Origin of the sequence: Citreimonas sp. (genome assembly GCF_042096055.1) — a bacterium.
GTDB lineage: Bacteria > Pseudomonadota > Alphaproteobacteria > Rhodobacterales > Rhodobacteraceae > Citreimonas.
In genome coordinates, this window is record NZ_JBELMH010000013.1 from 17137 (window position 1) to 32423 (window position 15287).

At 68.0% G+C, this 15287-nt stretch carries 14 protein-coding genes; 6 read left to right on the top strand and 8 right to left on the bottom strand.

Annotated elements, in window-relative coordinates:
• The first annotated feature begins 62 nt into the window (after window positions 1–62).
• From ACFDTC_RS05110 to ACFDTC_RS05120, 3 genes are read left to right on the top strand one after another with little or no spacing between them, the layout of a single operon-like run.
• A complete protein-coding gene (locus ACFDTC_RS05110; RefSeq protein WP_375257795.1) occupies window positions 63–749 on the top strand; it encodes an ABC transporter ATP-binding protein in 687 nt (228 codons plus the stop codon).
• 18 nt (window positions 750–767) lie between these two features.
• On the top strand, window positions 768–1214 hold the full coding sequence (locus ACFDTC_RS05115; RefSeq protein ID WP_375257827.1) for a cupin domain-containing protein: 447 nt from the start codon (window positions 768–770) through the stop codon (window positions 1212–1214).
• A gap of 4 nt (window positions 1215–1218) precedes the next feature.
• Complete coding sequence (locus tag ACFDTC_RS05120) at window positions 1219–2451, top strand: flavin-dependent oxidoreductase (protein ID WP_375257796.1); 1233 nt, start codon at window positions 1219–1221, stop codon at window positions 2449–2451.
• Here ACFDTC_RS05120 and ACFDTC_RS05125 read toward each other — a convergent pair.
• Both ACFDTC_RS05125 and ACFDTC_RS05130 read right to left on the bottom strand, forming a co-directional pair.
• The gene (locus ACFDTC_RS05125; protein ID WP_375257797.1) at window positions 2448–3197 is read right to left on the bottom strand and encodes an SDR family NAD(P)-dependent oxidoreductase; all 750 of its coding nucleotides are present in this window, start codon (window positions 3195–3197) and stop codon (window positions 2448–2450) included. The genes ACFDTC_RS05120 and ACFDTC_RS05125 overlap by 4 nt on opposite strands.
• A complete protein-coding gene (locus ACFDTC_RS05130) occupies window positions 3194–5482 on the bottom strand; it encodes a bifunctional salicylyl-CoA 5-hydroxylase/oxidoreductase (protein WP_375257798.1) in 2289 nt (762 codons plus the stop codon). The genes ACFDTC_RS05125 and ACFDTC_RS05130 overlap by 4 nt, the downstream gene beginning before the upstream one ends.
• 147 nt (window positions 5483–5629) lie before the next feature.
• Here ACFDTC_RS05130 and ACFDTC_RS05135 point away from each other — a divergent pair, with 147 nt between their 5' ends.
• Window positions 5630–6052, top strand: a complete 423-nt coding sequence (locus ACFDTC_RS05135; protein WP_375257799.1) for an acyl-CoA thioesterase — start codon at window positions 5630–5632, stop codon at window positions 6050–6052.
• Entirely contained in the window at window positions 6049–6444 is a 396-nt protein-coding gene (locus ACFDTC_RS05140) for a RidA family protein (protein WP_375257800.1), read from the top strand. Before ACFDTC_RS05135 ends, ACFDTC_RS05140 begins: the two co-directional genes overlap by 4 nt.
• Before the next feature lie 10 nt (window positions 6445–6454).
• On the opposite strand, the gene ACFDTC_RS05145 is transcribed toward ACFDTC_RS05140, so the two are convergent.
• The 6 genes from ACFDTC_RS05145 to ACFDTC_RS05170 all read right to left on the bottom strand — a co-directional run bounded on the left by ACFDTC_RS05145 (window position 6455) and on the right by ACFDTC_RS05170 (window position 13226).
• Window positions 6455–8857 (bottom strand): putative bifunctional diguanylate cyclase/phosphodiesterase, encoded by a 2403-nt coding sequence (locus tag ACFDTC_RS05145; protein WP_375257801.1) that lies wholly within the window; start codon window positions 8855–8857, stop codon window positions 6455–6457.
• A gap of 205 nt (window positions 8858–9062) precedes the next feature.
• Window positions 9063–9533 carry a cyanase gene (cynS, locus tag ACFDTC_RS05150; protein WP_375257802.1) on the bottom strand — a complete coding sequence of 157 codons (471 nt, stop codon included), beginning with the start codon at window positions 9531–9533 and terminating at the stop codon, window positions 9063–9065.
• A 36-nt stretch (window positions 9534–9569) separates the two neighbouring features.
• The gene (locus ACFDTC_RS05155) at window positions 9570–10076 is read right to left on the bottom strand and encodes a DUF1348 family protein (RefSeq protein ID WP_375257803.1); all 507 of its coding nucleotides are present in this window, start codon (window positions 10074–10076) and stop codon (window positions 9570–9572) included.
• On the bottom strand, window positions 10069–10992 hold the full coding sequence (locus ACFDTC_RS05160; protein ID WP_375257804.1) for an ABC transporter ATP-binding protein: 924 nt from the start codon (window positions 10990–10992) through the stop codon (window positions 10069–10071). The genes ACFDTC_RS05155 and ACFDTC_RS05160 overlap by 8 nt, the downstream gene beginning before the upstream one ends.
• A gap of 11 nt (window positions 10993–11003) precedes the next feature.
• Window positions 11004–11843 (bottom strand): nitrate ABC transporter permease, encoded by an 840-nt coding sequence (ntrB, locus tag ACFDTC_RS05165; protein WP_375257805.1) that lies wholly within the window; start codon window positions 11841–11843, stop codon window positions 11004–11006.
• A gap of 3 nt (window positions 11844–11846) precedes the next feature.
• Window positions 11847–13226, bottom strand: a complete 1380-nt coding sequence (locus ACFDTC_RS05170) for a CmpA/NrtA family ABC transporter substrate-binding protein (RefSeq protein WP_375257806.1) — start codon at window positions 13224–13226, stop codon at window positions 11847–11849.
• Between the two features lie 200 nt (window positions 13227–13426).
• Between ACFDTC_RS05170 and ACFDTC_RS05175 the strand changes: the two genes are divergently transcribed.
• Complete coding sequence (locus tag ACFDTC_RS05175) at window positions 13427–15283, top strand: sigma 54-interacting transcriptional regulator (RefSeq protein ID WP_375257807.1); 1857 nt, start codon at window positions 13427–13429, stop codon at window positions 15281–15283.
• Window positions 15284–15287 lie beyond the last annotated feature (4 nt).

A 15287-nucleotide genomic window follows, 5' to 3' on the forward strand; every position in this document is an offset into this window, starting at 1 on the left:
CACGAATACTGCCGCCAAAGGCCTCTTTCCGCGGCCGGATGCCACGCCGAAGGGACGCGCCCATGCTGAGGGTCGAGGGTCTCGAGGCGGCCTACGGCCACAGCCGCATCCTGTTCGGCATCGACCTGCACGTGGGCGAAGGCGAATGCGTCACGCTGCTGGGCCGCAACGGGATGGGCAAGACCACCACGGTCAAGTCGATCTTCGGCATGCTCAAGCCGCGCGCCGGGCATGTCAGCGTCGGCGGCATCGACCTGACCGGCGCCGATCCGCACAGGGTCGCGCAGGCGGGCCTGGGCCTTGTTCCCGAGGGCCGGCAGGTCTTTCCGACCCTCACGACCGAGGAGAACCTGCGCGCCACCGCCCGGCCCGGCAAGTGGACGCTGGAGAAGGTCTACGAGTTGTTCCCCCGCCTCAAGGAACGCCGCCGCAACATGGGCACGCAGCTGTCGGGCGGCGAGCAGCAGATGCTGGCGATCGGGCGCGCGCTGATGACCAACCCGCGGCTGGTGGTGCTGGACGAGGCGACCGAGGGGCTGGCCCCGCTGATCCGCGCCGACATCTGGGCCTGCCTCACGCGCCTCAAGTCCGAGGGCGAGGCGATCCTGGTGATCGACAAGAACGTCGACGCGCTGACGAAATTCGCCGACCGCCACGTGGTGGTCGAGAAGGGCCGCGTCGTCTGGACCGGCACCACGGCCGACATCCTCGCCACGCCCGAGGTCAAGAACCGCTTCCTGCACGTCTGAAAGGACACGCCCATGACCATGATACCCGGTGTCACCCGCTCCAATTCGGGGATCGACGACATCAGCTGGAACATCCTCGGCCAGACCTACGTGCCGAAGCAGAAATCCGAGAACTCGATGGCGTGGCATGCCACGCTGCCCAAGGGCACCTTCGTGCCGCCGCACATCCACCCCACGCAGGACGAGTTCATCTACGTCCTCGACGGCCGGTTCGACCTGCTGCTGAACGGGGTCGAGACCCATGCCGAGCCGGGCGACCTGATCCGCCTGCCGATGGGCATCCCGCACGGGATCTTCAACAAGACCGACACGACGATCAAATGCCTGTTCTGGGTCGCGCCGACCCGGCGCCTCTACGATCTGTTCTGGGCGCTGCACAACCTCGGGCCGCAGGCGAACCCCGCCGACGTGGTCGCCGTCTCGGCCGAGCACGAGGTCGATTTCCTGCCCCCGCCCGAGGCATAAGCGCATGCGGGTGATCATCGCGGGCGCCGGGATCGGCGGCCTGACCACAGCGCTGATGCTGCACGCCCGCGGGATACCCTGCGTGCTCTACGAATCCGCGCGCGAGGTGCGCGAGGTCGGCGTGGGCATCAACGTGCTGCCGCACGCGATCCGCGAACTGGCCACGCTGGGCCTGCTGCCGGCGCTCGACAAGGTTGGCGTGCGGACGCGGACGCTGAGCTACCTGACCAAGCAGGGGCAGGAAGTCTGGTCCGAGCTGCGCGGCACACATGCCGGCCACGACGTGCCGCAATTCTCGATCCACCGGGGCCGGCTGCAGAAGGTGATCTTCGACGCGGCGGTCGACCGGCTGGGCAACGACGCGATCCGCACCGGCCGGCGCCTTGCGGGCTTCGTGCAGGACGACTCCGGCGTGACGGCGCATTTCGCCGACAGCGTCGAGGGCGCGGCCGGGCAGACGGATCGCGGCGACGTGCTGATCTGCGCCGACGGCATCCATTCGGCGGGGCGGCGCGTGTTCTATCCCGACGAGGGCGCGCCGTCCTGGCAGGGCGTCGTCATGTGGCGCGGCGCGGCCGAGTGGCCGGTCTGGCGCGACGGCGAGAGCATGGCGATCGGCGGGGGCCTCGGCGGCAAGTTCGTGCTGTACCCGATCGCGCCGGCGCAGGGGAAGCGCCAGCTGATGAACTGGGTGGTCAACGTCCGGATCAAGGACCCGGCCGTGTCGACGCCGCCGCCCGACAGCTGGTCGCGGCAGGCGCCGCTGTCGAAGGTGCTGCCGCACGCGCTGCGCTTCTCGGTGCCGGGGGTGGACATCGCCGGCCTCGTGCGCGCCGCGCCCGCGATCTATGAATACCCGATGGCCGACCGCGATCCCCTGCCCCGCTGGACCTTCGGCCGGATCACGCTGCTGGGCGACGCGGCGCACCCGATGTACCCGGTCGGGTCGAACGGGGCGAGCCAGGCGATGCTGGACGCAAGGTGCCTGGCCGACGCGCTTGCGCGGTGCGAGCATCCGCGCGCGGCGCTGTGGGAATACGAGAAGGAGCGCCTGCCCAAGACCGCCGAGATCGTGCGCACCAACCGCCTCGGCGGGCCCGAGCGCGTGATCGACGAGGTCGAGAAACGCGCGCCCGCGGGCTTCAGGGACGTGAACGACGTGCTGAGCCACGAGCATCGGCGCGCCATCGTGGGCGGCTATGCCTCGATGGCGGGGTTCTCGAAGGTGAAGACCTAGACCTCGCCGCCGGCGATGCCGATGGCCTGCCCGGTGATCCCTTCGGAGCCCGGCCCGCAGAGCCAGAGCATCGCCGCGCGCACCTCTTCGGGGCGGATCAGGCGGCGCTGGGGGCTCATCTTCTCGATGCTAGCGCGGGCGTCCTCGGGGCTCATCCCGGTCTTCTCGGCGATGTTGGCGACCGAGCGGTCGGTCATCTCGGTATCGAGGAAGCCGGGGCAGAGCGCGTTCACGGTGATGCCCGTGCGCGCCATCTCGAGCGCGGCGGATTTCACCATGCCGATCACGCCGTGCTTGGCCGCGGCGTAGGCGGACACGTAGGGATAACCCTTGAGGCCCGCGGTCGAGGCAACCGCGATCAGGCGGCCCCACTCGGCGCCCTTCAGTTGCGCCGCGCCCTCGCGCAGGGTCAGGAAGGCGCCCGTCAGGTTCACGTCGATCATGTGCCGCCAGGTCGGAAGGTCGGTGCGCGCGAACGGCGCGCTGGCCGAGGCGCCGGCATTGGCGACGACGATCTCGCACGGGCCGGTGAAGTCGAACATGGCGCGCACGCTGGTCTCGTCGGTGACGTCGCATTCGACCGCGTGCAGGTTGTCGTGCGTCTTCGCCAGATCGTGCAGCGGCTCGGCCCGGCGGCCGGCGATCCAGGTGCACGCGCCGGCATCGGCCAGCCCGCGCGCCAGGTCGGCGCCGAGGCCCGTGCCGCCGCCGGTGACCAGCGCGGTCTTGCCGGTGAGGTCCGTCATACGCTGATCCCCATGCCCTGACCGCGTTCGGCCAACCGCCGCATCTGGTCGCGGCCCGGCAGGTACGGGAGCGGCCAGCCGCTGTCCTCGTCGCCCAGCGCGGCGGCGGCGTGCAGCGTCCAGTACGGATCGGCCAGGTGCGGCCGCGCGAGGCAGACCAGGTCGGCGCGGCCCGCCATGAGGATCGAGTTCACGTGGTCGGGCTCGAAGATGTTGCCGACGGCCATCGTGGGGATGCCGCGTTCGTTGCGGATGCGGTCCGAGAACGGCGTCTGGAACATGCGGCCGTAGACGGGGCGCGCCTCGACGCTGGTCTGGCCGGCCGAGACGTCGACGATGTCGACGCCCGCCTCGCGGAAGAGGCTCGCGATCTCGACGGCTTCCTCGCCGCCCACGCCGCGGTCGCCGACCCAGTCGGTTGCCGAGATGCGCACGCTCATGGGCTTGGCCTCGGGCCAGGCGGCGCGCATGGCGCGGAACACCTCGAGCGGGTAGCGCATGCGGTTCTCGAGGCTGCCGCCGTATTCGTCCGTCCGGTGGTTCGAGATGGGCGAGATGAAGGACGACAGCAGGTAGCCGTGCGCCGCGTGCAACTCGATCATGTCGAAGCCGGCGCGCGCGGCCATCTCGGTGGCGGCGACGAACAGGTCGCGCACCATGTCCATGTCGGCGCGGTCCATCTCTTTCGGCGGCTGGTGGCCTTCGTCCCACGGGATGGGCGAGGCCGACAGCGTCGGCCAGTTGCCGGCCTTCAGCGGGGCGTCCATCGTCTCCCACCCCAGCTGGGTCGAGCCCTTGCGCCCCGAATGGCCGATCTGCATGCAGAGCTTGGCGTCGGTCTCGGCGTGCACGAAATCGCACAGGCGCGTCCACGCCGCCTCGTGCTCGGGCGCGTAGAGGCCGGGGCAGCCGGGGGTGATGCGACCCTCGGCCGAGACGCAGGTCATCTCGACATAGACGAGGCCCGCGCCACCCTTGGCGCGCTCGGCGTAGTGCACGAAATGCCAATCGGTGGGGCAGCCGTCGACGGCCTTGTACTGCGCCATGGGCGAGACGACGACGCGGTTCTTCAGCCGCATGTCGCGCAACTGGAACGGCGCGAACATCGGCGCGCGGTGCACGCCGTTCGCGCCGGCCTGGGCCTGGAACCATTCCTCGGCCTCGCGCAGCCATTGGGCGTCGCGCAGGCGCAGGTTCTCGTGGCTGATGCGCTGGCTGCGGGTCAGCAGAGAATAGTTGAACTGCACCGGGTCGAGATGCAGGTAGCGCTCGACATCCTCGAACCACTCGGTCGAGTTGCGGGCCGCCGATTGCAGGCGCAGCACGTCGGTGCGCCGCTCTTCCTGGTAGCGGGTGAAGGCGGATTCGAGGGTGGCCTCCTTGGTCACGAGGTCGGCCAGCGCGATGGCGGATTCCAGCGCCAGCTTGGTGCCCGAGCCGATCGAGAAATGCGCCGTGGCCGAGGCGTCGCCCAGCAGCACGACGTTCTCGTGGTGCCATTTCTCGCACAGCACGCGATTGAAGTTCAGCCAGGCCGAGCCGCGCAGGTGCTTCATGTTCGAGATCAGCGAATGACCGCCCAGGTCGTCGGCGAAGATCGCCTCGCATTTCGCGATCATCTCGTCCTGGCCCATCTTGTCGAAGCCGAGGCCGCGCCACGTGTCCTCGGCGCATTCCACGATGAAGGTCGCGGTGTCGGCGTCGAACTGGTAGGCATGCGCCCAGATCCAGCCGGCGTCGGTCCTGCGGAAGATGAAGGTGAAGGCGTCGTCGAACTTGGCGTGCGTGCCCAGCCAGACGAACTTGCACGCGCGGGTGTCGATCTCGGGCTTGAAGGCGTGTTCGAACCGCTTGCGGGTCTTCGAGTTGATGCCGTCGGCCGCGACCACCAGGTCGTTGTCGCGCATCAGAGCGTCGATGTCGTCGACCTCGGTCTCGAACCGCAGGATCACGCCCAGCTCGCGCGCGCGCTCCTGCAGCAGCAGCAGCATCTGGCGCCGGCCTAGGCCGCAGAAGCCGTGACCCGTCGAGGTGATGGCGACGTCTTCCTTCACCACCTTGATGTCGTCCCAGTAGGCGAAATGCCCGCGGATCGCCTCGGCGCTCTTGGGGTCGTTGGCGGCGAGGTTGTCCAGCGTCTCGTCGGACAGGACCACGCCCCAGCCGAAGGTGTCGTCGGGGCGGTTGCGCTCGATCACCGTGACGTGGGCGTCGGGCTCGCGCAGCTTGAGGCTGATCGCGAAATAGAGCCCCGCTGGGCCGCCACCAAGACAGACGGTCTTCATCGCTGATCCTCCTATACCGGCATCGAGATAGGACCATTCCACCAAGCGACAATCGTTTCAAGCCTAAAGCTTTAGGCTTGAAACGATTGCCCGGCTGGTCAAGGATGCCCGGACCCCGCGCGCGCCGCGCCCCGCAGGAGAGCCGCCATGGCCGCATTCACGCACCGGACCGACGTGATGTTCCAGCATTGCGACCCCGCGGGCATCGTCTTCTACCCGCGCTATTTCGAGATGATCAACGCCGTGGTCGAGGTGTTCTTCGATCGCGCGCTTGACTGGTCCTTCGCGACGCTGCACGGAACCGAACGCATGGGCGTGCCGATGGGGCGCATCGCGGCGGACTTCCACGCGGCCTCCCGGCTGGGCGACGTGCTGGACTGGACGCTGACGATCGACCGTCTCGGCCGCGCGAGCGCCGATATCGAGATCACCGGCACCTGCGGCGACGAGCCACGGCTGAGCGTGCGCGGCACGCTGGTGCTGGTCGACCTGGACCGAATGAAATCCCGTCCGTGGCCCGAGGAGCGGCGCGCGGGCCTGGAACGCTACTTGAAGGAGACCACCGCTTGAGCACGATCACCATCCACCCCGAGGGCTGGACGCCCGCCAAGGGCTACGCCAACGGGATCGTCGCCGAGGGCCGCGTGCTGTTCGTCGGCGGACAGATCGGCTGGAATGCCGAGCAGGTCTTCGAAAGCCACGATTTTATCGGCCAGATGAAGCAGGCGCTGCGCAACATCGTGACGGTGGTCGAGACCGCCGGCGGCAGCGTCGCCGACATCGCGCGGCTGACCTGGTACGTGACCGACAAGGCCGAGTACCTCGCCAACCAGGCCGACGTGGGCGCGGCGTATCGCGAGGTGATGGGCTACCATTTCCCGGCGATGACGATGGTGGTGGTCGTGGGCCTGGTCGAGGACGACGCGAAGGTCGAGATCGAGGCGACCGCCGTCCTGCCCTGATCGGCGCGCCTTACGGCCGCCTGAGGGTGGCCGCGGTGCGCGCCTTGAGCGACAGGCGCCCGGGCGCCGCGGCAAGGCGGGCCAGCGTCGCGCGGTCGTCGGGGCTGGCCATCGTGGCCGAGGCCAGGAAGTGGCGCAGCTCGTCCTCGGGCATCGGGCGCGAGAAGTGGAAGCCTTGCAGCACGTCGCAGCCGATGCGGCGCAGGATCTCGGCGTGCTCGGCGGTCTCTACCCCTTCGGCCACGACCGACAGGTCGAGCGAATGCGCAAGGCCCACGATCGCGCGGACGGTGCCCATGCTGCGCTCGGACGTCATGGCGCGGCCGGCCAGCGCGCGGTCGAGCTTGACCGTTTCGGGTGCTATCTCGAACAACCCGTTGATCGAGGCGTGGTCCGAGCCAAAATCGTCGATCTCGATCCGGAAGCCGCGTTCCCGCAGCGCGTCGAGCACGTAGATCAGCGGTGCGCCGTGCTGTTCGACCGACACCGTCTCGAGCACCTCGAAGGCGATCCGGCGCGGATCGGGGAAGTCGATGACGTCGAGCGTCGACAGGAAGTCCGGCGCAAGCAGCCGGCCCGTCGAGGCGTTGAACGACACCGACGGCAGCACGCAGCCCGCCGCGTCCAGACGGGCGATGGCGGCGAGCCCGGCCTCGAACACCGCGCGGTCGACGGCGGCCTCCTGTCCCAGCTGGCGGGCGACGGGCAGGAACTGGTCGGGCGTGATGGGCCCGAAGCGCGGGTGGTTCCAGCGCACGAGCACCTCGACCCCGACGACGGCGCCGGTCAGCGCGTCGTGCTGGGTCTGGAAGAACGGCACTAGGTCGCCCTGCGCCAGCGCGGCCGGCAGCGCGTCCGCCACCAGACGCGTGCGCGAGGCGTCGTGCTTCATGGCACGGTCGAAGATGGCGATCTGGCCGCGGCCGTCCGCCTTGGCGCTGTAGAGCGCCACGTCCGCGTCGCGCAGCATGTCGGCGGGTTCGTCGTGATCCGGGTCGGGCGCGGCGATGCCGAAGCTGGCGCCGTACTGGCACAGCCGTCCCTCGAACAGGATCGGCTTGAGGATCTCGGCCAGCAGACGCTCGGCGATCCGGGCCGCGTCCTGGATGTGCATGTCGGCGGGGCACAGCACCACGAATTCGTCGCCGCCGATCCGGGCGGGGAAGCAGTCGGGGGCGAGGCGTTCGTTCAGGATGCCCGCCACGTGGCGCAGCACGTGATCGCCAGCCGCGTGACCGAGGACGTCGTTGACCGACTTGAAGCGGTCGAGGTCGATGCGGATGATCGGACCGATCTCCTCATCGGACTTGGCACCGAGGATCTGGTCGAAGTGACGCCGGTTCGGCAGCCCGGTCAGCGCGTCGGTCAGGGCCGTGCGCGCGATCTCGGCATTGGCCGATTGCAGACGGTTGACGTAGTGGGACTGACGCCGCTCGGCCATGACGTAGTCGGTGACGTCGGCGCGGGTGACGATGGTGTCGCCGAACTCGGTCTTGCGGTGACGCACGCGCATGTAGCGGCCGCTGCCGGTGAACAGCACGACGCCCTGTTCCTCGAACTCCAGCGTACTGAGCGAGTCGGCGATGAACGCGTCCGCGTCCGAGGGATCGACGTCGGGGTAATGCCCCTTCTGGATCGCGTCCTTCATGATCGCGCCGATATGCTTGCCGGGCTGGACGAAGGCCGGATCGGGGTGCACGGATTCGGCGTAGGCCCGGTTGCACAGCACCAGCTGCCAGTGACGGTCGAACAGGCCCATGCCCTCGCCCGGGGATTCCAGCGCCAGCTTCAGCCGGCTGGACAGGGCCGCGAATTCGCGCTTGGTCCGCTTCTCGTCCTGCCAGTGCGACACGAACTGCCGCATCAGGATCGCAAAGACGATCCAGGCCGCCGTGCCGGTGGCGAAGGTCACGACCAGCACGGTGCGGTGCAGGATCGTCTCGACCTCGTCGATCATCGGCTGGAACACGCCCGAATTGCGGCGCATGTCCTCGAGCTCTCCCAGGATCTGGAGGCGGTGCGCGTAGGCCGAGTCCGGGCCTTCGCCGGACCGGTTCTCGTCCAGTTCCCGCTGGACCTGGTCGAGATGCTCGAGAAGCTTCCCGCTGGTTTCGAGCCCCGACGTGCAGGCGGACACGACGTTGCCCTCGCCGACCGAATTGGCGAGCGTCCGCTCGAGCAGGCTGAGGTTGTGGATGCACCACTCTGCCTCGGCGCGGGCGGCGCTGACCTGCGCGCGCACCTCGTTCAGGCTGTCCTCGCGGAACACGGTCACCGACCGCGTGATGTCGATCGCCTGCTGCGTGGCCTGGAAATGGATGAAATTCCGGGCGCGGTATTCGCTGGACAGCGTCAGGTAATGGTAGCCGATGAACGCCGCCATCATCAGGCCGGCGATCAGTAGACCGAACACCACGAATAGCCGGCGAATGTACATGTGCGCCTTGGTCTGACTGCCCCCAGCGCACACGGTAACCGCCCACCCATCAACGAGACGTTAACAAATCCGCAACTTTTTCTGAGACGGCGCGGGGCCGCGCGTGAAAAAGGCCCCCGCGGGGGCCTGTTCCTGTCCGGCGGCGGCGGGGCGGCGGCAAAGTCGGCCGCCCCGCACGCGATTACCAGCTGTTGTAGCCCAGGTACTTGCCGGACATCTCGATCTTGACGCGGTCGCCCTTGGGGTTCTCGACGCGGCTGATCTTCATGTCGAAGTCGATCGCGGACATGATGCCGTCGCCGAACTTCTCGTGGATCAGCGCCTTGATCGTGGGGCCGTAGACGCCGACGATCTCGTAGAGGCGGTAGATGCACGGATCGGTCGGCACGGCCTGCTCCCACATCTTGGTGGGGCTTTCCTCGAGCACGCCGGCCGCTTCCTGCGGCAGGCCCATGACCGACACCAGCGCCTTGGCCTTGTCGGCGGGCATGGCGTTCATGCCCATGCAGGCCGAGTGCGTCCAGACCGGCGACATGTCGATCTTCTCGGCGATCTGCTCCCACGTCATGCCCGCCTGCTTCTTGGCGGACAGGATCATCGCGGTGACGTCTTCCTTGCTCATCATCTGCGGCACCTCGTAGGTATCCTTCATGGTATCCTCCTCTTGAGTGATGGTGGTTGGCGCGCCCTAGAGACCGAGCGCGGTGAGGCCTGGGTGATCAGCGGGGCGCGGCCCCTGGGGCCAGTGAAACAGCCGCTCCGCCTCGGCGATGGGAACGTCGTTGATCGAGGCGTGGCGCACGGCCATGAACCCGGCCTCGTCGAATTCCCAGTTCTCGTTGCCGTAGGCGCGGAACCACTGGCCGGATTCGTCGTGCCATTCGTAGGCGAAGCGCACGGCGATGCGGTTGCCGGCATGCGCCCAGATCTCCTTGATCAGGCGATAGCCGTTTTCCCGCGCCCATTTCCGCGACAGGAACGCCTCGACCTCGGCCCGGCCGTTCAGGAATTCCGACCGGTTCCGCCAGCGCGTGTCCGGCGTGTAGGCCAGTGCCACGCGGGCCGGGTCGCGGCTGTTCCAGGCATCCTCGGCCATGCGGACCTTGCGCACCGCGTCCTCGTGCGAGAACGGCGGCACGGGCGGCCGCGGCGCCGCTTGCGCGGGGGCCTCGGGTGCGGCGACGGTGTCAGTCATTGACCGCGCGCAGGCGCGGCGTGCGCGCCCCCTCGGGTTCGGCGTCAGCCGTCGCCTTCGCCTGGTGGCCGTTCTCGAAGCGGACCGTCTCGGGCGACTGGGTCTGCCCGTCCGAGGGCTGGCCCGAAAGTTCCTTGGACCGCTTGCCGAGGAACTGCACCAGGTGATTGCGGATTGCGTAGTAGTTCGGATCCTCGACGATCGTGGTCCGCTCGCGCGGGCGGGGGATGTTGATCTCGACCGATTCCGCCACGCGGGCCATCGGGCCGTTGGTCATCAGCAGGATGCGATCGGCGAGCAGGACCGCCTCGTCGATGTCGTGGGTGATCATGAACACGGTCTGCTCGGTCCCGCCCCAGATCTTCAGCAGCTCTTCCTGGATCGTGCCCCGGGTCAGCGCGTCGAGCGCGCCGAAGGGTTCGTCGAGCAACAGCAGCTTGGGGTGGTTGGCGAAGGCCCGCGCGATCGACACGCGCTGGCGCATGCCGCCCGACAGCTGGCTGGGCTTGCGGTAGACCACGTCGCCCTCGAGCCCCACCATGGCGAGGTATTCGCGGGCATGCGCCTCGACCTTGGTCTTGGACCAGTCGGGGTAGCGCGCCTTGACGCCGAAGGTCACGTTCTTCAGCGCCGACAGCCACGGCAGCAGCGAATAGTTCTGGAACACCACGCCGCGGTCCAGCGACGGGCCGGACACCTCGTAGCCGTCCATCTTGACTACGCCGGACGTGGGCTCGGCCAGCCCGGCGAGGATGTTCATGATGGTCGACTTGCCGCAGCCCGAGTGGCCCAGGATGCAGACGAACTCGCCCTTCTCGATCCCGAAGCTCGCGTTCTCGAACACGGTGAGCGTGCCGCCCTGCCCGTCCGGGAACTGCTGCGTCATGCGCTCGATGGAAAGGAATGGTTTCGACATGGGGGAACTCCTTATTCCGCGTAGGCGACAGCGCGCTGGAGCAGGCCGAAGGCCGAGTCCAGGATCATGCCGACGACGCCGATCATGAGGATCGAAAAGATGACGGAGGTCAGGTCGAGGTTGTTCCACTCGTTCCAGACGTAGTAGCCGATGCCGGTGCCACCGACGAGCATCTCGGCCGCGACGATCACGAGCCAGGCGATGCCGATCGAGATCCGCATGCCGGTGATGATCGTCGGCGCGGCGGCCGGCAGGATCACCGTGAACGCGGTCTTGAGCGGCCCGAGTTCATGCGTGCGGGCGACGTTCACCCAGTCCTCGCGCACGCCGGCCACGCCGAAGGCGGTGTTCAGCAGCATCGGCCAGATCGAGCATATGAAGATCACGAAGATCGCGCTCGCCTCGGAATCCTGGATGATGAACAGCGCCAGGGGCATCCACGCCAGCGGCGAGATCGGCCGCAGCACCTGGATGTACGGGTTGAGCGCGCGGTAGGCGATCGGCGACATGCCGATCAGGAAGCCCAGCGGGATCGCGATCAGCGCGGCCAGGAAGTAGCCGGTCAGAACGCGGTAGATCGAATAGCCGATCTGGATGCCGATGCCCTTGTCGTTCGGTCCCGCGTCGTAGAACGGATCCGACAGCTGCTCCCACGCCTTGGCGAGCACGTCCGAGGGCGGGGGCACGCCTGCGCGTTCCTGCCCGAGGCCCATGAGACGCTCGTATTCGGTGAGATCCTCCGCGGCCTTCTGCGCCGGGATGGCGGCCTCCCAGATCAGGAGGCCGACCACCAGCAGGACGATCGACAGGATCGCGGCACGCTGGTTGAGGGAAAGGTTCAGGGCGGGCATGGCTCAGCCCTTCCCGATCGCGAAGCTGGAGACGTAGGCCTCGGGCTCGGCCGGATCGAAGGTCTTGCCCATGATCGTGTGCGACTTGTAGGTCACGTCCGGCGCGTCGTACCCCAGATCCTCCATCACCTTCTTGGCGTCGGCGGCGAGGTAAACCTGCTCGGCCACCGCGCGGTAGTCGACGTCGCCCTCGATATAGCCCCAGCGCTTCATCTGGGTCAGGATCCAGACGCCCATCGAGTGCCACGGGAAGGGGTCGAAATCGATCCGGTCGGGCACCTGCTTCACCTCGCCCAGGCCGTCGGCATAGGTGCCTGTCAGCACCTGCTCGATCACCGGGACCGGCTGGTTGAGATAGTTCGTGGGCGCGATCGCCTCGGAGATTTCCTTGCGGTTCTCGGGGTTCGAGGCGTATTGCGTCGCGTCGATGATCGACTTCAGCAGCGCGCCGTAGGTGTTCGGCAGCTCACTGGCGAAGCTGGCGGGGGCGGCGAAGGCGCAGCAGGGGTGCCCTTCCCAGATTTCCTTGGTGAGGATGTGGATGAAGCCGATGCCTTCCCAGACCGCGCGCTGGTTGAACGGGTCCGGCGACAGGTAGCCGTCGAGGTTGCCGGCGCGCAGGTTGGCGACCATCTCGGGCGGCGGGACGACGCGGATCTGGATGTCGACGTCGGGGTCCAGCCCGAACTCGGCCACGTAGTAACGCAGCAGGAAGTTGTGCATCGAGTATTCGAACGGCACGCCGAAGGTGAAGCCCTTCCACTGCGACGGGTCGCGCTTGTCCATGTGCTCGTTCGACAGAACGATCGCCTGGCCGTTGATGTTCTCGACGGCGGGCATGATGTACGGCTCGGCCACCGAGCCCGCGCCCAGCGTCATCGCCAGCGGCATCGGCGTCAGCATGTGCGACGCGTCGTATTCGCCCGACAGCGACTTGTCGCGGGCCACGGCCCAGCCGGCGGTCTTGATGACCTGCGCGTTGAGCCCGTAGCGTTCGTAGAAGCCCATCGGCTGCGCCATGATGATCGGCGTCGCGCAGGTGATCGGCACGAAGCCGATGTTGAGATCGCTCTTCTCGGGCGTGCCGAGGTTGTCGAGGATCGCCGCCTTGGCCGCATCCATCGGGAACACCGAGGCCAGCGCCGCGGCCACGGTGCCGCCGCCCATCATGCCCATGAAGGACCGGCGCGAGACGTCGCTGTGGCCGAACATCGACCGCACGACCGCGCTTTCGACGGCGCGCTCGAGGATGTCGTCCGAGCTCATCTGCGTGGTCTGGTGCGCGTGGCCCGAATGACTGGAGCAACTGTCGCAGCCGCAATCGGCACCGTGCCGCAGGTCGGTCTTTTCGGAATATGGATCGCCAAGGCTCTTGGTGGTCATGGTGTTGCCCTCATCGCTTTGCCCTTCAAGCTTGCGACAACCGGTGGGCTGCCGAGAACACGGCGCCTCAAATTTGGGCGCGATTTAAAATCGTTCCTTTACAAAGGATTAATGCGAGCGGCGGACAGAAAATATTGCTGTTTTTCGTAATTCACGATTTTTCGTTTCGGGAGCCGCTAGGCGGTCGTTAACCTGACGGCATGCATGACGGCGCCCTTCAGCACGATTCCCTGCTTTCGGCGCTGCCGCAGGCCGCGGTGCTCGTCGACCTGCGCGCGGACCGGATCGAGGAGATCAATCGCGCCGCCGCGCGGCTGCTGTCGGTCGACCCGGCGGACCCGCCCGCCTTCTCGCGCCTGGTCGGGCGCGCGATGCCCGACTTCCTCGTCTTCCTGCAGGAGATCGAGCATCGCTCCGAGGCCTGGACGCGCACGGTGCGCATGACCGACGCAAAGGGCGCCGCGCTGCAGCTGGAACTGCGCGCACGGCTGGTATCGGACCGGCCCGGGTTGCTGATGCTGGTCCTGCTGGACCTGTCGGAACTGGCCCGTCGCGCCGAGATCGCTGAGGCGAGCGCGCTGCAACGCGCGGGTCTGGGCGAATGGAAGCGCGCGCAGACCTTCTTTGCCGAGCTCGAGCGCGGCAACCAGCTGATCCTGAACGCCGCCGGCGAAGGCATCTACGGCGTGAACGCCCAGGGCCAGGCGACCTTCGTCAACCGCGCCGCGCAGGAGATGCTGGGATGGACGTCCGAGGACCTGATGGGCGAGAATATCCATTCGAAGATCCATCACCACCACCTGTCCGGCGACGTCTACCCGGCGCATGACTGCCCGATCTACCGCTCGTTCCGGTTCGAGCAGGTGCACCGGATCGAGGACGAGGTGTTCTGGCGCAAGGACGGCAAGCCGATCCGCGTCGAATACGTCTCGACTCCGATCTACGACCAGAAGGTGCTGGTTGGCGCGGTGGTGATCTTTCGCGACATCACCGAGCGCAAGGAGAACGAGCGCAAGCTGCGCGAGGCGCTGGACGAGGTCGCCGCCCTGCGCGACCGGCTGGAGCAGGAAAATGCCTACCTGCAGGAGACCATCACCAGCGAGCGCGCGCATCACGACATCGTCGGCACCTCGCCCATCATCCGGCAGCTGGTGCGCAAGATCGAGCTTGTGGCCGAGACCGACGCGACCGTGCTGATCACCGGCGAGACGGGCACCGGCAAGGCGCTGGTCGCCACCGCGATCCACAAGGACAGCGCGCGGCGCAAGCGGCCGCTCATCCACTTCAAGTGTGGCTCGATAGCGCCCGACGCGGTCGAGGCGGAGCTTTTCGGCCAGATGCGCGGCGCCTTCGTGGGCGCGTTGCGCGACCGGCCCGGGCGGCTGGAGCTGGCGCATGGCGGCACGCTGTTCCTCGACGACGTCGAGGAGCTGGCCCCCGAGGTGCAGGGACGCCTGCTGCAGACCCTGACCGATGGCGCGGTGACGCGGCTGGGCGACACGCGGGCGCGCAGCCTGGACCTGCGGGTGATCGCCGCCACCACCACCGACCCCGAGCGCGCCGTCGCGCAGGGGCGCCTGCGCGAGGACCTGCTGCTGCATCTCAGCGTCTTCCCGATCCCCTGCCGGCCGCTGCGCGAGCGGCGCGAGGACATTCCCGCGCTGGCGGCGCACCTGCTGGATATCGCGTGCCGCAGGCTCAACCGCCCGCTGCCGGTCATCACAGAAGGCACCATGCGCGCGATGGTCGAGTACGACTGGCCCGGCAACGTGCGCGAGCTGCGCAACGTGGTGGAACGCGGCGCCATCGTGTCGCGCGGCGGCAAGCTGGTGATCGAACTCGGGTCCGAGGCGACGCGCGCGCAGCCCGCCGAGGGGTTCCGCCCCGAGGCCGAGATGCAGCAGCTGATCCGCGACAACCTGCTGGCCTGCCTGCACGAGACCGGCGGCCGCGTGTCCGGTCCGGCCGGTGCGGCGGAGCTGCTGGGTCTGCCGGCGACGACGGTCTATTCGCGCATGCGCAAGTTCGGGATCGACCGCACAGCCGTGGCGTCCTGAGGGG